Origin of the sequence: Streptomyces sp. MB09-02B, from assembly GCF_033794485.1 — a bacterium.
In the GTDB taxonomy this organism is placed as follows: domain Bacteria; phylum Actinomycetota; class Actinomycetes; order Streptomycetales; family Streptomycetaceae; genus Streptomyces.
The window spans coordinates 89,314-109,792 of sequence record NZ_JARGEE010000001.1 but is presented as its reverse complement, the minus strand read 5'-3'; the positions used below and the strand labels follow the sequence as shown (position 1 = coordinate 109,792).

15 protein-coding genes are annotated in these 20,479 nt (G+C 74.0%); 7 read left to right on the top strand and 8 right to left on the bottom strand.

Annotated elements, in window-relative coordinates; all coding sequences use genetic code 11:
- Positions 1-823 precede the first annotated feature (823 nt).
- From P1P70_RS00440 to P1P70_RS00430, 3 genes are all read right to left on the bottom strand, one after another.
- Positions 824-2,026, bottom strand: coding sequence for a PP2C family protein-serine/threonine phosphatase (locus P1P70_RS00440; protein WP_319233548.1), 1,203 nt, complete (start codon positions 2,024-2,026; stop codon positions 824-826).
- Positions 2,027-2,127: 101 nt separating this feature from the next.
- Positions 2,128-2,892 (bottom strand): IclR family transcriptional regulator, encoded by a 765-nt coding sequence (locus P1P70_RS00435; RefSeq protein ID WP_319233546.1) that lies wholly within the window; start codon positions 2,890-2,892, stop codon positions 2,128-2,130.
- Between the two features lie 75 nt (positions 2,893-2,967).
- A complete protein-coding gene (locus P1P70_RS00430) occupies positions 2,968-3,834 on the bottom strand; it encodes a glycoside hydrolase family 16 protein (protein ID WP_319233544.1) in 867 nt (288 codons plus the stop codon).
- Positions 3,835-4,077: 243 nt separating this feature from the next.
- Here P1P70_RS00430 and P1P70_RS00425 point away from each other — a divergent pair, with 243 nt between their 5' ends.
- The gene (locus tag P1P70_RS00425) at positions 4,078-5,064 is read left to right on the top strand and encodes an SDR family oxidoreductase (RefSeq protein WP_319233542.1); all 987 of its coding nucleotides are present in this window, start codon (positions 4,078-4,080) and stop codon (positions 5,062-5,064) included.
- Positions 5,065-5,318: 254 nt separating this feature from the next.
- On the opposite strand, the gene P1P70_RS00420 is transcribed toward P1P70_RS00425, so the two are convergent.
- A complete protein-coding gene (locus tag P1P70_RS00420) occupies positions 5,319-6,587 on the bottom strand; it encodes a cytochrome P450 (RefSeq protein WP_319233541.1) in 1,269 nt (422 codons plus the stop codon).
- A 205-nt stretch (positions 6,588-6,792) separates the two neighbouring features.
- On the opposite strand from P1P70_RS00420, the gene P1P70_RS00415 reads away from it, so the two are divergent.
- Positions 6,793-7,281 carry a DUF5709 domain-containing protein gene (locus P1P70_RS00415; protein WP_319233539.1) on the top strand — a complete coding sequence of 163 codons (489 nt, stop codon included), beginning with the start codon at positions 6,793-6,795 and terminating at the stop codon, positions 7,279-7,281.
- Positions 7,282-8,331: 1,050 nt separating this feature from the next.
- Here P1P70_RS00415 and P1P70_RS00410 read toward each other — a convergent pair.
- From P1P70_RS00410 to P1P70_RS00400, 3 genes are all read right to left on the bottom strand, one after another.
- Positions 8,332-10,653, bottom strand: coding sequence for a S9 family peptidase (locus P1P70_RS00410; protein WP_319233537.1), 2,322 nt, complete (start codon positions 10,651-10,653; stop codon positions 8,332-8,334).
- Entirely contained in the window at positions 10,626-12,410 is a 1,785-nt protein-coding gene (locus tag P1P70_RS00405; RefSeq protein WP_319233535.1) for an N-acetylglutaminylglutamine amidotransferase, read from the bottom strand. The genes P1P70_RS00410 and P1P70_RS00405 overlap by 28 nt, the downstream gene beginning before the upstream one ends.
- 243 nt (positions 12,411-12,653) lie before the next feature.
- Positions 12,654-13,844, bottom strand: coding sequence for a glutamate--cysteine ligase (locus P1P70_RS00400; RefSeq protein WP_319233533.1), 1,191 nt, complete (start codon positions 13,842-13,844; stop codon positions 12,654-12,656).
- 501 nt (positions 13,845-14,345) lie between these two features.
- Here P1P70_RS00400 and P1P70_RS00395 point away from each other — a divergent pair.
- The 5 genes from P1P70_RS00395 to P1P70_RS00375 are packed head-to-tail and all read left to right on the top strand — an operon-like array spanning position 14,346 to position 18,538.
- On the top strand, positions 14,346-14,906 hold the full coding sequence (locus P1P70_RS00395) for an RNA polymerase sigma factor (protein WP_319233531.1): 561 nt from the start codon (positions 14,346-14,348) through the stop codon (positions 14,904-14,906).
- Entirely contained in the window at positions 14,903-15,745 is an 843-nt protein-coding gene (locus tag P1P70_RS00390) for a zf-HC2 domain-containing protein (protein WP_319233529.1), read from the top strand. Before P1P70_RS00395 ends, P1P70_RS00390 begins: the two co-directional genes overlap by 4 nt.
- Complete coding sequence (locus P1P70_RS00385; RefSeq protein ID WP_319233527.1) at positions 15,742-16,575, top strand: ABC transporter ATP-binding protein; 834 nt, start codon at positions 15,742-15,744, stop codon at positions 16,573-16,575. Before P1P70_RS00390 ends, P1P70_RS00385 begins: the two co-directional genes overlap by 4 nt.
- Positions 16,572-17,954 carry a hypothetical protein gene (locus P1P70_RS00380; RefSeq protein WP_319233525.1) on the top strand — a complete coding sequence of 461 codons (1,383 nt, stop codon included), beginning with the start codon at positions 16,572-16,574 and terminating at the stop codon, positions 17,952-17,954. Before P1P70_RS00385 ends, P1P70_RS00380 begins: the two co-directional genes overlap by 4 nt.
- Positions 17,951-18,538: a hypothetical protein gene (locus P1P70_RS00375; RefSeq protein WP_319233523.1), complete on the top strand. Its 588-nt coding sequence runs from the start codon at positions 17,951-17,953 to the stop codon at positions 18,536-18,538. The genes P1P70_RS00380 and P1P70_RS00375 overlap by 4 nt, the downstream gene beginning before the upstream one ends.
- A gap of 36 nt (positions 18,539-18,574) precedes the next feature.
- On the opposite strand, the gene P1P70_RS00370 is transcribed toward P1P70_RS00375, so the two are convergent.
- Positions 18,575-20,269, bottom strand: coding sequence for a dolichyl-phosphate-mannose--protein mannosyltransferase (locus P1P70_RS00370; RefSeq protein WP_319233521.1), 1,695 nt, complete (start codon positions 20,267-20,269; stop codon positions 18,575-18,577).
- Between the last annotated feature and the right edge of the window lie 210 nt (positions 20,270-20,479).

Sequence of the window (20,479 nt, the reverse complement as noted above, 5' to 3'; positions counted from 1 at the left end):
CGGGGACTTCCTGCGCTCGCGCCCCGCCCCGCACACCGTGCAGCTGACGGTCACCGAGACACCGCACTACGTCCGGGGCGTACGCGTACGGCGCCGAGGCCCCCGTCCTCGGTCGGCTGGAGCGGGCGGGCGAGGTCCGCGCCACCTTCTTCCGCACCCCACCCCACCGCCTGAACCTCACACCCCTCATGCCCGAACCGGCCGACGCCCTCGCCGCCCGTCTGGCCGGCCTCGGCCATCGCCTGCCCGGCGTCAGCGCTGACCTCTACACGGCCTCCGCCTTCGCCCGCGCCTGGCACCGGCGCACCGGGGCGGTGCCCACACCGTGCGCGCGGCAGCGCCTGTACCCGCCTCGGTACGCTCACCCCACCACGGCCGCTCCCACCGGGCCGGGGCCGGGTGGCCGGCCCGCGGGACCGCGAGCGACTCGTCCGGTGGTACCACGAGTTCGCCGCCGCCGTCGGTGAGGCGTCCTCCGCGGCCGCCGCCGCCCGCCCGCCTCGCCCACGGACGCGTCGCCTTGTGGGAGACCCCGGACGGCAACCCCGTCTCCCTGGCCGGGTTGACCCCGGTGATCGTCGGCCAGGTGCGGGCGACGACCGTCTCCACCCCGGCCCACCTGCGCGGTCACGGATACGCGGGTGCCGTGACCGTCGAGCCGCGCCGCGTCGGCTGCGGGCGCGCGGCGGTTCCTGCTGTTCACCACCTCGGCAACGCCACGAGCAACGCGTGCTACCCGCGCGTCGGCTATCCCCCCGGTCGGAGACTTCCCGGTGTACGACTTCTCACGGGTACCGCGGTGACGAGGAATCCCCCGCAGTCGTCACCGGCCGCCGGCCTCCAGTGCGGGCGCCGGGGTCGGTGTCGGCGGTTTGCGGAGCAGGAGGAGGGCCGCGTCGTCGTGCAGGCGGCCGCCCACGTGTTCCAGCAGTTCGTCGTGCAGGGTCGTGAGGGTGTGGGCCGGCTCCTCGGAGACCGGCTTCTCGGAGAGATGGTGGGCCAGTCGCTCGGTGAGCGGATAGAACTCGCGGTCGCGGTCCCGGGCCTCCGTGACCCCGTCGGTGTAGAGCAGCAGTTGGTCACCGTCGGCGAAGGGCAGTGTCTGCAGCGCGGGGGTCTCGCCCGTGAGGGCACGCAGTCCGAGGGGCGGCGCCGGAAAGGCCGGCTCCACGGGCACCACGTCGGCGCCGCGCACCAGCAGTGGCGGCGCGTGTCCGCAGTTGACCAGCTCCAGCCGATCCGGCTCGGGGTGTCCGGCGACCACGGCGGTGACGAAGTCGTCGCAGCGCAGGTTCCGGGCCAGGCTCCGCTCGATCCGGTCGACCACGGCGAGCAGGTCCGGCTCCTCGTACGCCGCCTCGCGGAACACGCCGAGCACCAGGGCGGCGATCCCCACCGCCGGCAGCCCCTTGCCGCGCACATCGCCCACGATCAGCCGCACCCCGTAGGGGGTGGGCACGAGCGCGTACAGATCCCCGCCGATACGGGCCTCGGCGGCGGCAGCGCTGTACCGGACGGCCACCTGGAACGGGCCGACGACCGCCGGCACCGGCTGCAGCAGCGCGTGCTGGGCGGCCTCGGCGACCGAACGGACGGCCGCGAGGACCCGCTCACGGCGCCCGCGCAGCGCACCGGCCAGCCCGCTCGCCAGGGTGACGGCCGCCAGCGCGGACAGCACCGCGGCCAGCTCGTGCCCCGGTGCGCCGTCCCGGACGCCGAGCAGCGTGCCCAGCACCCCGGCGAGCAGCCCGACACAGAGGACGCCGCCCGGCCCGCTGGTGGTGGCGGCCAGCGCCGGCCCGGTCGCGAGCAGCGGCAGCCAGGTGTGCCCGGCCCCGCCGAACAGACCGACGACCACGATGACGGACACGAGCAGCACGGGCACGACGGGCAGTACGGGCGCACCGGAGGCGAACTGGGCGGCGACCCGGACCCGGAGACGAGCCGCCGCCCCGGGGGCGGCCGCTCGTCTCCGGGACGGCCGGATCGGCCCGTGGTCGCCGCCGAGCTCTCGGGTGTGCCTCATGTTTCGCCCGCAGTCCTCACCTGTGCGTGGAGCATGCACTCCGGAATTGTCCGTTTGATCCAGGAAAAGGGATTGGTGCGGGCGCCACAAGGAGACGATTTTCAGATAGTGAGCGACAGGCCCCTGGTCACCCGGCTCGCGGTCGGCAGCAGCCGGGCCCGGACCTCGTCGAGCCGCGAGAGCCGGTCCGCCCGCAGCGAGACCCCGAGCGAGCCGAGCGTGTCCCCGCTGTACACGGGCACCGCGACACAGACCGTACCGAGGGCGTACTCCTCCAGGTCCGTGACGGCCGGCGCGATGGGGGAGGAGTCCAGTCGGCGGAGCAGTTCCGGGGCGTCGGTGATGGTGCGCGGGGTGAGGTCCGCCAGGTGGTGCCGGGACAGGTAGTCCCTGCGGGACTCCTCGTCCAGCTCGCGCAGCACCGACTTGCCCAGCGCGGTCGCGTGCCCGGCGTCCTCGAACCCCACCCAGAGGTCCACCCGGGGCGCCCGCGCGCTGTCCACGATCTCGGCGACCCGGATCTCACCGTCCTCGTAGAAGGTGAGGTACGCGGCGGTGGTGAGCTCGTCCCGCAGCGCGGCGAGCGTCGGCCGGACCCGGCTGAGCAGGGCCTGCCCCCTGCCGGTGGAGTGCAGGGCCGTCACCTTGTCGCCCAGGACGAAACCGCCGTCGGCCAGTTTCCGCAGATAGCCGTCGTGGACCAGGGTCCGCAGCAGGTGGTAGGCGGTCGCCAGGGGCAGCCCGGTCTCCCGCGCCAGCTGTTTCGCGGGCGCGCCGTTCTCGTGGGCGCTCACCGCCTCCAGCAGGCGGAAGGCCCGCTGCACGGAGGTGATGAGTGTGGGGCCCGGGCCTTCGTGCGCAGCCATACGACCAGCGTGCGCCGCGCGCGCGACCCGGGCAAGCCCCGCCCGCCGGGACGGTCACTTCCATCGCCGGGGCGGTCACTTCCATCCGTACGCGTAGGCCGCGACCCAGGTGATGTCCAGCTGGGCGCTGCTGCCCGGGGCCGCGCCCGGCCCCTCCAGGGCGCTCTCGTTCTGCAGCACCCACGACAGCGGCCGGTCCGGCACGTCCCGGGTGTCGTGGCCCACCGGCCGACCGTCCACGAAGAACCCCACATGACCCGGCGTCCACTCCGTCGACACGGTGTGCCAGGCCGTCCAGTCGTCGCTGCCCGGGAAGTAGCCCTGCTCGCCCCCGCCGCACGGATGGTGGAAGGCGGTGAGGTCGCCGGTCCACTCGCCCTCGGGATGATCCATCTCGCAGCCCCCGCCGTAGTGCAGCCAGGCCGACTTGTATCCGGGGGCGAGCTTCGTCACCTTGATACGGGCGCTGTACTTGCCGTACTTCATCTGCATGACCGCACGGGGTACCACCGCCGCAGCGTGCACGGGACCCCCGTGGGCGGGCCGCCACATCCGGATGAACATCCGGCCGTCGCCGTTCTCCGCAGGGCCCACGCTCACGGTGTCCTCCGGGTGGTGGACACCCACGACGTCCCGGCCCCGGTCGTTGGCCGTGTCGCGCCAACCCGTGGGATACGCCCACCAGTTGTCGCGGTACGCGCCGGTGAGGCCCCCGCAGTGGGCGGCGGAGGTGTCGACCCGGTGCGCGCAGTCGCTGAACCCGCCCAGCGGCACCCGGTCCCCGTCGAAGTCCTCCGCGAGGACCTGCCAGAACGGCCCGCAGTCGCCACGGGGCAGTGCGGTGCCGGCGACACGGCAGGCGTCGGCCGACACCGGCGCTCCCTCGGCACGGGGAACGCCGACGAGCGCCACCAGCAGCATCAGACCCACGGAGGGCCACACCGCGCGTCCACGACGTTTCGGTGCCGCGTGCGAACCCATCGGAGGAGCCCCCTTCGACCCGGTGCGGGATGCGTGGTGCGAGGCAGCATCGTCACCGCACGGCCGCTCCGGCGCCATCCCCGCGGCGGGGTGCCTACCGGAGGGCCGTACTCCGCCGCCACGAGGTGAATCGGCGGTTTCGGGTACTCGGGGCCCGGAGCCGGACGCGGCGCGTCCGGGACGTCGGAGCCGAGGAGGTACGCGATGCGACTGCGGGAACACGTGGTGGTGGTGACGGGAGCGTCCAGCGGGATCGGCCGGGCCACGGCCGAGGCCTTCGCGCGCAAGGGGTGCGCCGTGGTGTTGGCCGCCCGCCGCGAGGAGGCGCTGGAGGCGACCGCCCGGGAGTGCGACGCGCACCGGGGGGCGCGGACGCTGGTCGTACCGACCGACATGACGGACGTCCAGGCGGTCGAGGATCTGGCGCGGCGCGCGGTGGAGGAGTTCGGCCGGATCGACGTATGGGTCAACAACGCGGCCGTCAACGCCTTCGGCCGGTTCGAGGACGTACCGCTGGAGGACTTCCGCCGGGTCCTGGACGTCAACGTGATGGGCTATGTCCACGGGGCGCGCGCGGCTCTGCCGGTGATGCGGGCGCAGGGGCGGGGCACGCTGGTCAACATCTCCTCGATCGTGGGAGCGGTCGCCCAGCCCTACAGCCACCCGTACAGCATGTCCAAACACGCGATCCAGGGCTTCGGGTCGAGTCTGCGGCAGCAGCTGCGGGTGGAAGGGGTGAAGGGCGTACGGGTGTGCACGGTGATGCCCGCGACCATCGACACCCCTCACTTCGAGCAGTCGGCCAACTACACCGGGCGCAAGGTGGTCGCCATGCCACCCGTCTACAGTCCCGAGCGGGTCGCCGGGGCCGTCGTCGACCTGGTCCGTCACCCGCACCGGGAAGTGGTGGTCGGTCCGGCCGGGCGGGCTCTGGTGCGCAGGGCGCGGAAGAACCCGGCCCTGGCGGAGCGGGTGATGGCTCGGCAGACCGACAGGACCCATCTGTCCCACGACGAGGCGGCCCCTGCCACCCACGGAACGCTGCACGTGCCCGCTCCCGGTGAGGGAGCGGTGCACGGCGGGTGGGGCGGCCGACGGCGCACGGCGCTGCGCAGGACGGCGGTCGTGGCGGTGCTGGGCGCGGGCGCGGCCGCGGCGGGACGCCGGATCAGCCGTGAGATGGCCGCTTGACCGGGACTGATCGGGACTGACTGGGTCCGACCAGGCCCACCAGGCCCACCAGGCCCACCAGGCCCACCAAGCCGACCAAGCCGACCAAGCCGACCAAGCCGACCAAGCCGACCGGGAGAGACGTGGGTGCGGGGCGCATCGGCCCGCACCCACGCGGCGGTTCCGATGCGGCGGTTCCAGCGCGGCGGGTTCCGCGCGGCGCCCGGGCCGCGACGAGGCCGTGACAGGGGCGCGGGGGCGCGGGTGCACGCGCCCTATCGCGACGCGTGCACCCGCGTCGGTACCCGGACGGACTCCATGACGAACCCGCTGCGCACGCGTGCCGGCACCCGGGTCAGCGGGATCCGCAGGTCCTGGGCGGGCACCTGGTACTCCAGCCGGGCCAGCCGTGGCCCGAGGGCCCGCAGCAGTGCGACGGTGACGTCCTCACCGGGGCAGCGGTGACCGGCGGCGCGGTCGCCGCCGCCCTGCGGCACCAGGTCGTCGCGCCGGGGCGGCCGCTCCACGAAGCGCTGCGGTTCGAAGGTGTACGGGAGGTCCCACAGGTCGGGGTCGTGGTTCTGCCCGTACAGGTCGAGCAGGACCATGCTGCCGGCCGGGATCGGTTCGCCCCGCCACTCCAGGTCGGTGACGGCCAGCCCGCCGACGAAGGGCGCGAACGGGTAGAAGCGCCGCAGCTCGTGGGCGAACGCCACGGCGTACTCGGGGTCGTCCTCGGCCAGGCGTTCCCGGACGTCGGGCCGCAGCCGCAGCGCGTGACCGGCGTAGGTGACGAACCAGCACACCGCGACGGTGGGGCGGACGATGTTGAGGAGTTCCACCGCGGCGGTGTGCGGGTCGAGGGGCAGGCCGTCGGCGTCCCGGTGCCGGACCACCGCGTCCAGCGGCGATCCGGCCGGCGCGGTGGCGGCACCCTCCCGGACGTCCTGCACGAGACGCTCCAGCCAGGCCTCGCTGCGGCCGCGGGCCCGGCGCGCCCGCCAGTGCCGGGGCCCCGGTGTGGCGAAGCCGTCGACCATGGCGACCATGTCCCGGGCCGTGTCCGCGGCGGCGGGCTCGTCCAGGGGGATCCCGGCCCACCGGCAGACCCCCAGCGCGAGCACCCGGCTCGCCTCGTCGAACAGCACGACCGAGCGCCGGCCGGGCCATGACTCCACGGCCGCGTCCCAGGCGTCGGCGACCCGGTCGACCAGGTCGGTGACCGCCTTGGGGCCGGTGAGCAGCGAGAGGAACATCTCCTTGCGCACGCGATGGGCCGGACCGTCCAGGGTGTGCACGGCCCCATGGCCGAACAGGGTGCTCAGCACCGGGCCGGGCAGTGCCGTCGCCCGTTCCACGTGCCGCTCGTCGTAGAAGAACCGCACGGCCTCCGGCCCCCACAGGGCGACGGTGTGCCGTCCCGTCAGACGGGCGCGGACCAGGGGACCGGCGGTACGGCGCCGACGGTCGGGCAGCCAGGTGTACCCCTTGACCAGGGCCGCGAGCGAACTGTCGACCAGCGGGGCGCGAGGACTCGGATTCATGCCGACCCGAGTGCCCGCCCGGGTGCGCCGGTAACGCGGGGAGCGGGAGCACCGCACGGATGGCCGAAGCGCGTGCCGCGGGCCGTCGTGACGAGGAACGGTCGCGACACCGACGTGCGGGCGGTCGCGGCACAGAGGTGTTACACCCCGGGGAACTCGGTACTCCGCATGGAGACACGAACCGGCCGAACACCCCGGAGGGATCATGAGCGACGAGAACATGGCGGACGACGCCTACCAGCCCACCGGCGGCAACGAGGAGCAGGAGGACGCAGCCCCGCTGGACCTCCAGGACGCGCTCGACGAACGCACGTACGACGACATGCTGGACGAGGGCTATTCGCCGCCGGAGAGGCCGCTGGGCGTCACCAAGAGCGGCACCACGGCCGCCGAGCAGCACGAGGGCGAGTCCCTCGACGACAGACTGCGGCAGGAGGTGCCCGACGTGGAGGTCCCGGCAGGGGACGGCATCGGCGACCTCCCGGACGGCGAGGGCGAACCCCTCGACCCGGAGGCCGGATCGGACCGCGCCGGCCGCCTCGTCGCACCCGACGAGGGTGCCCGGACGGACACCACCAAAGAGCTGGTCGCCGAGGACGAGGGCATCGACGGCGGAGCGGCGGGCGCCGAGGAGGCGGCGATGCACATCGTCCCGGACGAGCGGCTGTCCCCGGCGGACCCGCCGGAGGTCTGAAGGGGCGCACGCGTCGGCCCGCGCCCCGCGCCGGAGCCGACCGCTCCGCCACCGCGCCGCACGTGGCCTGTCGCGGCCGTGGGGCGCGCGACGCACAACGGGAGCCTGAGGGTGTCGGCCGGGCTTCGTGCGGGGGATCGGTGGCTCGCCAGGCGGCTGGCGGCCTGGGACCCCGTCCGCGTGGGCAAGCCGCTCCGGGCGGTGGAGGAGACCGTCGAGAGCGCCAAGCTGTGGTGCGCGGCGGCCGTGGTGATGGCCTGGTGGGGTGGTGGGCGCGGTCGGCGCGCGGCGGCGGGCCTGGCGGCGCTGACGGTGGCGCAGGTGGGGTCCAACGCGGTCGGCAAGCAGCTGCTCGACCGGCGCCGGCCGCCGAAGGAGTGGTTCCCGCACGCGAGGTCGACGACCGTCCCGCGTCGTCGTCCTTCCCGTCCGGCCACACCGCCGGCGCGGTCGCGTTCACGGCCGCCGTCCGGCCCACCTGGCCCGTCGCCGGCGCCGCCAGCCCTGACGCGCGGATCGCGAGGGGTGGTAACTGCTCGCCGGGGAGTCCGTACGAGGTCGAGTTAGCTCGATCGTGTGATGGTCAGGTCGCTGGCTTGCGGTGTCGTGGGCTGATCGGGTTGACGTGCTCGGGCGATCTGGGACGCCGGGAACGGAGCCAGCGTGCGGAGCCCCCTCTCCTCCGGAGAGAAGGTTTGGGGCCTCTCCGTCGCCCTTTGTCCGTACCCACTTGGCCAGGTCGTGAGGGAACTGGCCTCCCTGGCTCGGACCACGCACGCGATGCGTGTCGCCGCCCAGGGGTCGAGTACGCCGGGGACCACCAGTACGCCCAAGACCGTTCGGGGCGTGCGGCTGCGCATGTGCACTCATGCTCAGTCCAAAGGAACGGTGCCTGAAGACGGACGAGGGGTGTCTGAACACGAGGCGCGTCTGAGCGAGGGGGGTGTCTCAACACGAGGGATGCGGACCACACGGGCGCTGATCACCTGAGGCGCGTGACGGCGGGTCGTTCCGCGGCCTACTCGGCTCGCGGCCTTCTTGGCTCACGGCCTACTCGGCGATATGGCGCTGGAGCCAGTCGGCGGCGGTTCGGCGGAAGAGCCTGCGGCTGTCCGCGCGCAGGAAGTCGTGGCCCTCGTCGCGCAGTAGGAGCAGTTCGGCGCGCAGCCCGCGTTCCCGGGCCGCGCGGACGAACTGCTCGGACTCGCCGAGCGGCACATTGGTGTCGTGCTCGCCGTGGACCGTGAGCACGGGGACGCGCAGGGCGTCCACGCGGGTCATCGGGGAGAGCGCGTGCAGCAGTTCGCGGTCGTGCTCCGGATGGCCGTACTTGTGTGCGGCCGACTCGGCGATCCACGGCTCGGTACCGGCGTAGAAGGTCGCGAAGTCGGACATGCCGCAGGCGGCGACGCCGGTGCGGAAGAGGTCCGGGTGCCACACGAGGGACGCCATCACCAGATAGCCGCCGTAGGAGCGTCCCATGACGGCCAGCCGCCGTGGATCGGCGAGACCGGCGACGACGACGTGGGCCGCGCAGGCGGCGACGTCCTCGATCGCGTCGAACCGGCCCGTCCCGAGGTCGGCGTCGACGAAGGACCGGCCGTGCCCCGACGAGCCGCGCACGTCCGGCGCGAACACATCGAGCCCCCGGCCCAGCAGCTCGTGGTAGAGCGGGTTGAACACCGGCCGCTCCTGCTCCTCCGGTCCGCCGTGCAGATGGATCACACAGGGCGCCGGCTCCCCGGCACCGCGGTCGGGAGCCCGGTAGTACCAGCCGCTCAGCGGCAGTCCGTCCCACGCGACGGGCCGCAGCGGTACGGGACGCACGGGCGGCCGGCCCGGCGGGACCGCGTCCTCGTCCCTGGACGACCACGCGGTCCGTCGCGCGGTGCCGTCGGGGAACCACCACACCCCGGGGCGGCGCTGCGAGCCGGACAGGGCCAGCACCAGTCCCGCACGGCCGTCGACCCGCGGGATGCGCGTCACCACCTCGTGCGGCAGCGACACCGTCCGCGAGGGCCCCACCCGGGCCTCCCCGGCGGCCGTCGGCGACACGGAGGTGACCTCCAGCTCGGTGGCGCCGCGCATGTTCCAGGCGAGGGCGGCGGTGTACCCGTCGTGTCCGAGCGCGAGCAGCTCCAGTCCGCAGTCCGCGCGCTCGGCGGCGACGGTCTGCCCCAGCGACGCGCCCTCGGCGTCGAGGCGGACGGCGAACAGCGCGGCGAACTCGCGGGCCGCGTCGCTGCGCAGCCACAGCGTCTTACCGTCCGGGGAGAACCGGCCGATCCACGGGTCGCCGTCGGCGACGTGCAGGGCGAACGCGGTCCGTAGGTCACTGGTCCGTACGACGAGGGCCTCGCGACGGCCGCGCGGCCCCCGGCGCAGGAGCGCCAGCCGCCCGTCCCTGCTGATGTCGCACACGCGCAGGGTCGCCGCGCCGCGTTCCACCGCCACCAGCGTGGGCGCCGCCACGCCCAGGGGGTCGACCAGATAGGCGGCCAGCCCCCCGCCCGACGTCCTCTCCCGGGCCGTCTCGCCGTCCTGCTCCCGCTCGCCGGGCGTCCCCGCGCCCTGGGCCTCGGGGCGCTCCGTGTCCCGGCCGGCCCCGGGGCCGGCGTCGCCGTGGTGCGGGCCGCCCAGCAGCACGGCCCGGCCGTCGCGGGTGGCCCAGCCCGCCGGCCGGGGGGCGGTGTAGGTGTCCGGGTCGGCGAGGCCGGGCCCCATGGGAGCGGCCCACTCCTCCCCGTCGGCCCCGCCCGGGGTGATGACCGGCTCGGCGACGGTGACCGCGACGGCCGTGCCGTCGTGCTGCCAGCAGCCCAGGTACGCGGAGCTGCCCGGTTCGGCACCGGCGAGGATGCGCCGCCCGGTCCCGTCGGGCCGAACGCACAGCACCCTGGTGTGCTCGCCCCCTCCCGGGGCGGTGGTGTAGGCGATCCAGCGGCCGTCGGGCGACCAGGCCACCTCCTTGACCGGGTGGGGATCGGAGTCCAGCAGATGGACCTCGTCGCCGCCGACCGGCCCGGTCCACAGCTGGGGGACCCCGCTCCGGTCGCAGATGAACGCGACGTACCTGCCGCTCGGGTCCACCGACGGGTACCAGCAGCCGTGCGACCGCAAAGGCTGGGGCGTGTCCAGCGGGGCGGCGGTGTCGGGCAGCGGGACCGGCACCGGAGCCGTGGCGGCCGACGGTGTCGGCACGGCCGTGCGGGCGTGGCCGTTCTCCGGCCCTCCCACCGCCGTTGCGGCGGGACCGTGCTCCTCCGGGCGCCACGGCATCCCGTCGACGAGGTCCTCGCCGACGGGGGAGGGGCGGGGGGAGCCCGTGAAGGGGTGCGCCCCGGTCACCTGATTCCGTGCGTTTGCAGCCATATCTCCAGCAAAGCTACCTGCCACAGCTCGTTCGCCCCACGCCTGGCGCGGTGTTCGTCCGGGGCTGCCAGCAGCCTGGCCACATAGGCGTCCCGGAAGATGCCGCGTGACCTGGCCTCGGGCGCGGACAGGGCCTCACGGACCCGCCCCAGCACGGGGCCCGCCATGTGCTTGACGGCGGGGACCGGGAAGTACCCCTTGGGCCGGTCGACGACCTCGGCGGGCAGGACCCTGCGGCCGGCGGCCTTGAGGACCCCCTTGCCGCCGTCGGCGAGCTTCAGCTTCGGTGGGCAGACGGCGGCCAGCTCGACGAGCTCGTGGTCGAGGAACGGGACGCGGGCCTCCAGGCCCCAGTCCATGGTCATGTTGTCGACGCGCTTGACCGGGTCGTCGACGAGCATCACCTCGGCGTCGAGCCGCAGCGCCGCGTCGAGCGCGGTCTCGGCGCCCGGGCGCGCCATGTGCTCCTGGACGAAGCGGTCGGACACGTCGTGGTCGGGCAGCGCGTGCGGCTGCAGCATGCCGGTGAGGTCGGCGTGCGACCGGTCGAAGTACGTCTCGGCGTACGCCTCGGCCGCACGCTCCCTCGGAGCGGCGGCGATGTCCGGGTACCAGTGGTAGCCGGCGAAGACCTCGTCGGCGCCCTGGCCGCTCTGCACGACCTTGACCTCCTTCGCGACCTGTTCCGCGAGCAGGTGGAAGGCCACCACGTCATGGCTGACCATCGGCTCGCTCATCGCCTCGATCGCGGCGTCCAGGGCCGTCGACACCCGGTCCGAGGGCACCATCAGCTGGTGGTGGTCGGTACCGAAACGCCGGGCGACCAGGTCCGAGTAGGGGAACTCGTCGCCCTCCTCGCCGCCCTCGGACTCGAAGCCCACGCTGAACGTCGCGAGATCGCGCTGTCCCTCGTCGGCCAGCAGCGCCACGATCAGGCTGGAGTCGAGGCCGCCCGACAGGAGGACGCCCACGGGCACGTCGGCGACCATGCGCCGGCGGACGGCGGTGCGCAGCGCGTCGAGCACCGCGTCCCGCCAGTCGTCCGCGTCCATCCCCGCGTCCTCGGGCCTGCGGGTGTACGACGGCTGCCAGTAGCGGATGTCGCGGTGGCTTCCGTCCGGCTCCACCACCCGCACGGTCGCCGCGGGGAGCTTGCGCACGCCCGCGAGCACGGTGTGCGGCGCGGCGACCGTGGCGTGCCAGCTCAGGTACTGGTGCAGCGCGACCGGGTCGAGCGAGGTGTCGACGCCGCCGCCCGCCAGGAGCGCGGGCAGCGAGGAGGCGAACCGCAGCCGCCCCGGCGCCCGGGCCAGGTACAGCGGCTTGATGCCCAGCCGGTCACGGGCCAGCACCAGGCGCCCGGTGTCCTGTTCGGCGATGACGAAGGCGAACATGCCGTAGAAGTGGTCGACGCAGGAGGTGCCCCACTGCTGGTAGGCCTTGAGCACCACCTCGGTGTCGGAGCCGGAGAAGAAGCGGTGGCCGAGGCCGCGCAGTTCCTCACGCAACTCCTTGTAGTTGTAGACGCAGCCGTTGAAGACACCGGCGATCCGGCCCGCAGGGTCCGTCATCGGCTGGGCCCCGCACTCGGACAGGTCGATGATCTTCAGCCTGCGGTGCCCCAGGGCGACGGCGTTCTGCGACCACAGGCCCCTGCCGTCCGGGCCCCGGGGTGCGAGTCGGTCGGTCATGCGCTCGACGGCGGCCAGGTCGGGCCGCCCGCCGTCGAAGCGGATCTCTCCGCTGAGACCGCACATCAGACCGCACCTCCTCGCAGGGGGTCTGCGTCGGCCGGGCCCGGAGGCGAAGCCTCCATCGAGCACGAGCCGGTGCGTTTCGGGTGCGTCTCCGTCTTGCTGCTGGGCATGCGAGCCACTCCTTGATCACGGTGGCACCGGTTCCACGGGGCGGTCGACGGGTTCTCCGTCCGGGTCTCCGCGCCGTGACCTGTCGCGCGGCGGTGGCCGGTGCCTCTCTCTCCGCACCGCCGCGCGGGTGGGTCAGCCGCCGATGGACTCCACCGAGTACGCCGCCGAGGTCCCCGCCGGGCCGGCCCCGCCGGCCGCGGCGACAGGCCTGCGGACGGCTCCGGGGCCGGTGCCCTGCCCGTAGTCGCCCCGGGTCTCGGCGACCGCCGCCCTGACGCAGGCGAGCAGACCCTCCTGCTCGGCGACCCGGCGCAGCCGGTGGGCCGCGCTGCCCCGGGCCAGGGCCTCCTCGGTGAGCGTGCGGACGGTGTCCCAGTCGCCGAGGGCCTCCAGGACCGGGCGCAGCCTGCGGACCATGGTGTGCACGACCTCGGGGGCGGGCGCGGCGACGCGGGTGACCGGGTCGACGAGGGTGCCCTCCAGACCTGCCTGTGCCGCTCGCCAGACCGCGCCCCTCAGCCACTCGTGCCTGCCGTCGCAGCCCGCGCCGGGCTGCTCCAGGCCGGCCCTGGCGTCCTCCACCAGGGCGCGGAACAGACCGGTCACGAGCACGACCGTCTCTGCGCGCGGGCAGGCGTCGCAGATGCGCAGCTCCAGGGTCCGCTGGTGTTCGCTCGGCCGCAGGTCGTAATAGACCATGCCCGGGTCCTTGATCACGCCGGAGCGGATCAGGTCCTCGACGGCGGTGTCGTAGTCGCCGGCCCCGGCGAAGCAGCCGACCGGTCCCGCGGTGGGCCAGCGCTGCCACAGCATCGTGCGCCAGCTCGCGTAGCCCGTGTCCGAGCCGAGCCAGAACGGCGAGCTGGCGGACAGGGCCAGCAGCGGGGGCAGCCACGGCGAGACACGGCACATGATCCGCACGGCCGTGTCCCGGTCGGGCACGTCGACATGGACCTGCGCGCTGCACACGAGCTGTTCGTCGGCGACCTTCCGGTACTCGTCGACCAGAGCCCGGTAGCGGAAGTCCGGGGTGGCGTCACCGGGCGTCACCCGTGCGAACGGTACGGTCCCGGCCGCGACGACGGCCAGTCCGAGCCCGGTGGCCGCGTCGTCCAGCCGCCGCCGGGCCCCGCGCAGATCCGTGTGCAGGGAGTCGAGCGCGGAGTGGACGGGGCTGTTCCACTCCACCGCCGACCGTTGGAGCTCGGCCTTGAACTCGGGTCCGGGCAGTCGACCGAGGACCGCGCCGGCCCCGGGGACCAGCCGCCCGTTCTCCGCGTCCAGAACATGAAACTCTTCCTCTACGCCTACACGAACGGTCACGGCTTCTCCCTCATCCGTACCCGAGATCGCCCGCCGGGCCGAGGCCCTTCCGACGACCGCTGCGTGGTGCGAGTTCCCGACAAACGCACAAATAGTCCCATCTCTGCACTTCCGCCGCCACGCGTCAGGTGTCGGTGGTGCTCCGTCGGTCACGGCGACGGATGTGGCGGGCGGTGTCGAGAGCGGCGTTCGCCGACCGACGTGAGAGTGAAAGCAGTACGACCCGGGACTTCAGGAGTACCCCACCGTGACCGTGACCGTGACTGCGGATTTGGCCATCTCCCTCGACGGCTTCATGGGACGGACGATGTACGACCTGGGTGAGGAGCTCTGGGGCCACGACCCGCCGTTCCGCACCCCCGACTTCGTGCCGACCCCCGCCCGAGGCCCACCCTGGTCAAGGAGGGCGGCGCCACCTGCAACTGCACGTCGTGCCCGAGGCGTGTGACGGGGATCACCCGGGAGGGAAAACCCGTGGCGCGGGCCCCGCGTCTAGGGGGTGTGAGATCAGTCAGGAAGGCAGCGGGAGAGCCGGACGAGGAACGCCTCGTCCGGCTCGTGGCCAAGGGCGACCGCGCGGCGTTCGACGAGCTGTACCGGCGCACCGCGCCCTGGCTCGCGGTGCGGCTGCGGCGCCGCTGCGCCGACGAGCAGATCGTCGCCGAGGTCATGCAGGAGACGTACCTGGCGGTGTGGCGCGCGGCGGGCGCCTTCGCCGGGGCCGCCGTCGGGGGGACCGCCGTCGGCTGGCTGTGGACGATCGCCGCCCGCCGTCTCGTCGACGCGTTCCGGCGCAGGGCCCACCACGCGGAACCCCCGCCCGCGGCCGCCGCACACCCCGTGGCGCCCGCCGCCGAGGAGGAGGCGCTCGCGGCGACCGTCGGCGGCGATGTCGGGGACGCGCTGCGCCGCCTCGCGCCCGAACTCAGAGCGGTACTGCAGGCCATGGTGCTCGACGGACTGACCGTCCGGGAGACCTCGGTCCTGCTCGGCGTGCCCGAGGGCACGGTCAAGACCCGTGCCCGCCGGGCCCGGACCGAGATGCGGAGGGCCCTGGCATGAGCGTGGAACACGCGTCGACGCGACTCATCGACGGATACGCGCGCGGCGACACGGACCTCGCCGCCGACGAGGTGTGGGCCCTGGAAGCACATCTGGAGGCCTGCCGCACCTGCCGGGACCGGCTGTCGGCCGCCGTCACGGTGGCCGCGCCCGACGTGACCGCCCTGGTCGGCACGGTCTGGGCCGACCTCGAACCCCGGCTGGCCGGCACCCCCACGATGCCCCGCCGACGACGGCTGGGTGCTCGGCTGTCGACCTGGCTGACGCCCACGACGGTGCCGTGGCTGGCCATGGCCATGAGCGTGACCGTGCTCGCGCTGCTGTTCGACCTCGCCGACCCCGGCACGGGACCCGGCTCCGGCTCCGGCACCGGCGAGGTGTCGCTGGTGCTGCTGCTCTCGCCCGTCCTGCCCGTCCTCGGCGTCGCGGCCGCGTGGGCACGCGGCCTGGACCCGGCGTACGAGCTGACGGCCTCCGTGCCCAGGGCCGGGCTCCCGCTCGTGCTGCGGCGCACCGTGGCCGTGCTCGTCCTGGTCGTGCCCGCGCTGTTCGTGGGCGGATGGGCGACGGGGCTGACGGCCGCCCAGTGGCTGTTGCCCTGTCTGGCGTTCACCTCGACGACCCTGGCGCTCGGCGGGGTCGTCGGCGTGACCCGCGCCGCCCTCGCGCTGGTCGCGCTGTGGGCAGCCGTGGTCGTGGCGCCCACCCTGGCCACCGGCCGCACACCCTTCGCCCTTCAGACGGACGGCCTGCCCGTGTGGGGGCTGATCCTCATGCTCGGCATCGGTGTCGTGATCGCCCGCAGGGGCGCGTACTCCGTGCTGGGAGCCCATCGATGACCGACGGAAAGGAACCACACGTGATGTCCGCGCTGACCGCGGCCGACCTCGCGCCGACGCCCTACGCCTGGGAGATCCGGGCCACGGGCCTGAAGGTGAGGGCCGGTCGGAAACGGATGGCCGTCGACGGGCTCGACCTGTCGCTCGGCACCGGCGTGCACGGCCTGCTCGGACCCAACGGGGCCGGCAAGACCACCCTCATCCGGGCGCTGGCCACCGTGCTGCGCCCCGCCGAGGGCACCCTGGAACTGCTCGGCGAGCACACCGGAGGCCTCGGCGAACACCGGGCGCTGCGCCGCCGGATCGGCTATCTGCCGCAGGAGTTCGGCTACTACAAACGGTTCACCGTGCGCGAGTTCGTCGAGTACATGGCCTGGCTGAAGGAGGTGCCGAAAGCGGACATCCCCGGTGCGGTGCAGCGGGCGATCGAGCGGGTCGGCCTCGCCGACCGCGCCGACGAGCGGATGAAGGCCCTCTCGGGCGGCATGGTGCGACGTGTCGGCATCGCCCAGGCCATCGTCAACGACCCGGCGGTCCTGCTCCTCGACGAGCCCACGGTCGGCCTGGACCCCGCCCAACGGCTGCGCTTCCGCGAGCTGTTGCAGCAGCTGGGCACGGACACCTGTGTCGTCGTCTCGACCCACCTGGTGGAGGACGTCGCCGCCGCCTGCACCGACGTGGTCCTCTTCGCCGAGGGCCGGCTGGTCTTCCAGGGCACCCCGGACGAGCTGGCCGCCGCGGGCGGACCCGACCACGTGGGCGACAGCCCGCTGGAGCGCGGCTACTCGGCCCTGCTGCTCGACCCCCGGCAGGAAAGGGGCACCTGGTGAACGGCCGTGTCCTGCGCATCGAACTGAGGCGCTCCGTCGCCCCCTGGGCCGGCGTGGTGTCCTTCTGCGTCGCCCTGACGTTCCTGTACCTGGTGAGCGGGCCGTGGTGGAAGGGCGCCGCGCTGTGGACGAGCCAGTGGACGTCCATGGCCCTGTGGACCCGGTTCCTGCTGGCCCTGCTGTGGCCGCTCGCCCTGGCGCTCGGCGCCCTCCAGGGGCTGCGCGACCACCGCTCCCGCATGGCCGAGCTGCTGACGAGCACTCCGCGACCAGCACTCCACCGCGCGGCCACCACCGCGGGCGCCATGGCGGTCACGTTGACCTCGGCCTTCGCGCTCGTCGTGCTCCTGGGCGCGGCCCAGGTGGCCGGCGCCGCCGAGTACACGCACCTCGGCTGGCTGCCGATCTCACTGGTCGCCCTGCTCGCGCTCGTCGCGGGGGCCATGCTCGGCATGGGGATCGGACGGAACCTCCCCTCCCCGCTGACCCCGCCCGCGCTGGCCGTGGCCGCGTTCGTGTTCGTCAACCTGCTGCGGATGTCGACGGAGTCGGCGGTGCCCAGGGCCATCTCGGGGTCGAACCGGGCCACGATGCTGTCTCCGGCGGTGGACGAGGTGCGCGACGTGTTCCTGACCCTCTCCACCTCCGTCCACCTGGGCCAGACGGTCTGGCTGCTCGGCATGGCCGTGACCGGCTTCGCCCTGCTCGCCGCCGCGACACCACGCGCCCGGCTGCTCGCCCTCGCACCCGTCCTGGCGGGCGCGGTGATCGCCCTGCTCGTCCTGCCGGCCGACCCGCGCCGGGTCTACGTCGTCGACGAGGCCGCCGCGGCCCAGGTGTGCGACGGACCGGTGTGCGTGGCCGCCGTCCACCAGGAGCGTCTGGCGGACCTCGCGGGCCCCGGGAAGAAGGCGCTGCGCCTCATGAAGGGCGCCCTCGGCGGCGAGGCGCCGACGTCCGTCCGGGAGAGCACCGCCCGCCGGGGGATCCTCGAGCCGCCGGAGCGGTCCCGCACGGCCGTGCTCGTGGACTTCGGCGACGGCGTGTTCGGCGACGAGCAGGGCGAGCAGCTGACGCGGGCCCTCCTCGGACAGGGCATCGCGCCGCACTGCTTCGCCCGCAGCGCGGGCGAGAGCGGCACGGTCGGCGAACTCGCCGCGCAGGGCGTCGTCGCGGGCTGGGTCCTCGGTGACCTGCGGCCGTTCGCCGGCACCGTGCACACACCGGACGCCCAACTCGCGACGGCCCGCCCGGTGTTCACCGAACTCAAAGCCCTGCCGTGGTCCGAGCAGGTCGCCCGCGTCAAGGACGCGCACACCGCCGCGGTCTCCTGCTCGGGCGACCCGCTCGACATCCTGGACGGCGGTACGGCCCGATGAGATGGCTGACCCTGTACGCCCGCTCCCGGCAGGTGCCCGCGTCGCTCGCCGCCGTGGTGATCAGCGCGGCCGCGGTGGGGGCGCTGGTCGTGCGGGACGGCGGGGGGCCGGCCGATCCGAGGATGCCCGTGTTCGTCCTCGTCGCCGGAGTGACGGCCGCCTCGATCGGGCTCGGCGGCCAGGACCTCGCGCTGGACCGCACGGCCGCGATCGGCTGGCGGCCGCGCAGGGCGGCCCACGTGCTGCTCATCGGCACGGTCGTCGCCGCCGTGCTCCTCGCGGTAGGGACGACGGTACGGACGGCGGACACGGAGCTGGCCGCCACCGCGTTCGTCGTCCGTGACAGCGCGGGCCTGACGGGGCTCGTCGCGCTCGGGGCGGTGGTGTGCGGGGCCGCGTACGCGTGGACCCCGGCGGTCGTCTGGCTGTCGCTCTCGGCCTTCGCCCCGCCCCCGACGAGCGTGCCGGCGGAGGTCGCGACCTGGATGCTGCTGCCGCCGGGTACGCCCACGGCCACCTGGACGGCCCTGGCCCTCGCGGTCACCGGCACCACGGTGTACGCCCTCGCGGGCCCCAGACGGTAGCCGCCGGGGGCGGCGGCGCGAGCACGGAGGCGGGGCTCATATCCAGGTGTCCAGCCACATCCGGGCCTGCCAGTCGGGATACGGGATCGTGAGGCCCGTGTAGATCGGGAAGAAGTAGATGAAGTTCCAGAAGACGAGCAGGACGAGGGTCCCGACCGCCACCGCCCCCCGGTTGCGGCGGTCGGCGCCCGCGCCCGGCGGACCCAGCAGCGCGCCCAGCGTCATGGCCACGGCCAGACACACGTACGGCACGAACACGACGGCGTAGAAGGCGAAGGTCGTACGGTCCTGGTAGAGGAACCAGGGCAGGTAGCCGGCGGCCACCGCGCACAGCACGGCGCCCGCGCGCCAGTCCCGGCGCAGCGCCCACCGGAACAGCAGGTACCCGAGGGCGCAGCACGCCGTCCACCACAGCATCGGCGTCCCCAGGGCGAGGATCGCCTGGGAGCAGCCGGTCAGTGCGTGACAACCGGCCTCACCGGGCTCGGGCGACCGGTACGAGAACAGCACGGGGCGGCCGAGGACCAGCCAACTCCACGGGTTCGACTCGTACTTGTGGTAGGCGTCCAGGCCCACGTTGAACCGGTAGACGGCGGACTCGTAGTGCCACAGGCTGCGCAGCGGGGCCGGGATCCACGACCAGACGCCGCCGCGGCCGTCCGCCCAGTGCCGCCCGTAGCCGTCGTCGGTCAGGAACCAGCCGGTCCACGTCACCAGATACGTCACCACGGCGACCGGGGCGAGGGAGAGCACCGACCGGCCGAGGTCCTTGCGCAGCACCGCCCGGTACGGGCGCCGTGCCCCCGCGACGCGGCGGGCGCCGACGTCCCACAGCAGGGTCAGGACCATGAAGAACACCAGGAAGTACAGGCCGTTCCACTTGGTCGAGGCGGCGAGGCCCAGACAGACCCCGGCCGCGAGCCGCCACGGGCGCCACCCCGTTCCCGCGTGGTCGCCGGTGTCGCCGTCCGGACGGACCCGCCCGTCCGGCGCCACCGGCAGCGCCGCCGCGAGCCGGGCCCGGGCGTGGTCCCGGTCGAGCAACAGGCAGCCGAACGCGGCCAGGACGAAGAACATGACGATGAGGTCGAGCAGCGCGGTCCGGCTCATCACGAAGTGCAGACCGTCCACCGCCATCAGCGCACCGGCCAGACAGCCCAGGAACGTGGAGCGGAACAGCCGGCGGCCGACGCGGCACAGCATCAGGACCGACAGCGTGCCGAGGAGGGCCGGCATGAAGCGCCAGCCGAACGGTTCGAGACCGAACATCCACTCACCGACGGCGATCACCCACTTGCCCGTCGGCGGGTGCGCGACGAAGGACCCGGTGTCGGAGAGCGGAATCACCTGAGGGTCGGCCAGCACCTGCGGGTCGGCGACCTTGCGGTCCGGCCAGGTGCCCTCGTAGCCGAGCCGCAGCAGCGACCACGCGTCCTTGGCGTAGTACGTCTCGTCGAAGGCGAGTTCGTGCGGCTGCCCCAGGCGCCAGAAGCGGATCGTTCCGGCCAGCAGGGCGACGAGCAGCGGCCCCAGCCACCCCGTCGCCCTCGCGACGAGGCGGGCGGGCCCCGGCGCGAACCCGACGCGTTCCCAGAGCCGGGTCCCCGGCTCCGGGAAGGGCGGCACCAGTCGCTCGCGGAGGTCGACGAGGGGCCGCCCCACGTCCCCGAACGGGCGCGGACGGTCGATCCGGTCGAGGGACGCCGTCGTCGGACGGGGGCCGTGAAGCATCGCGGTGACAGAATCCTTCGGAAGTGTGTACGAGCATGGCCTTGCCGCTCACGCGGAGCGGTGCGCCCACTCCCGCACCCCCGCGCGTTCGCCTCCGGAGATCGTAATGGTCGGATGTTCGATGGTCCCGGCGCGGTGCGTCTCGTACGACGACGGCCGTCCACCCTTCAACTGCCCATCCGCGTCCGCGAATCCCGGATGCGGAGCGGC

Coding starts and splice junctions, on each gene's coding strand:
- P1P70_RS00405 (WP_319233535.1), bottom strand. CDS start 12,410: ATGTGCGGTCTCAGCGGAGAGATCCGCTTCGACGGCGGGCGGCCCGAC.
- P1P70_RS00370 (WP_319233521.1), bottom strand. CDS start 20,269: ATGCTTCACGGCCCCCGTCCGACGACGGCGTCCCTCGACCGGATCGAC.
- P1P70_RS00410 (WP_319233537.1), bottom strand. CDS start 10,653: ATGGCTGCAAACGCACGGAATCAGGTGACCGGGGCGCACCCCTTCACG.
- P1P70_RS00425 (WP_319233542.1), top strand. CDS start 4,078: ATGCGACTGCGGGAACACGTGGTGGTGGTGACGGGAGCGTCCAGCGGG.
- P1P70_RS00385 (WP_319233527.1), top strand. CDS start 15,742: ATGACCGACGGAAAGGAACCACACGTGATGTCCGCGCTGACCGCGGCC.
- P1P70_RS00390 (WP_319233529.1), top strand. CDS start 14,903: ATGAGCGTGGAACACGCGTCGACGCGACTCATCGACGGATACGCGCGC.
- P1P70_RS00415 (WP_319233539.1), top strand. CDS start 6,793: ATGAGCGACGAGAACATGGCGGACGACGCCTACCAGCCCACCGGCGGC.
- P1P70_RS00440 (WP_319233548.1), bottom strand. CDS start 2,026: ATGAGGCACACCCGAGAGCTCGGCGGCGACCACGGGCCGATCCGGCCG.
- P1P70_RS00420 (WP_319233541.1), bottom strand. CDS start 6,587: ATGAATCCGAGTCCTCGCGCCCCGCTGGTCGACAGTTCGCTCGCGGCC.
- P1P70_RS00375 (WP_319233523.1), top strand. CDS start 17,951: ATGAGATGGCTGACCCTGTACGCCCGCTCCCGGCAGGTGCCCGCGTCG.
- P1P70_RS00435 (WP_319233546.1), bottom strand. CDS start 2,892: ATGGCTGCGCACGAAGGCCCGGGCCCCACACTCATCACCTCCGTGCAG.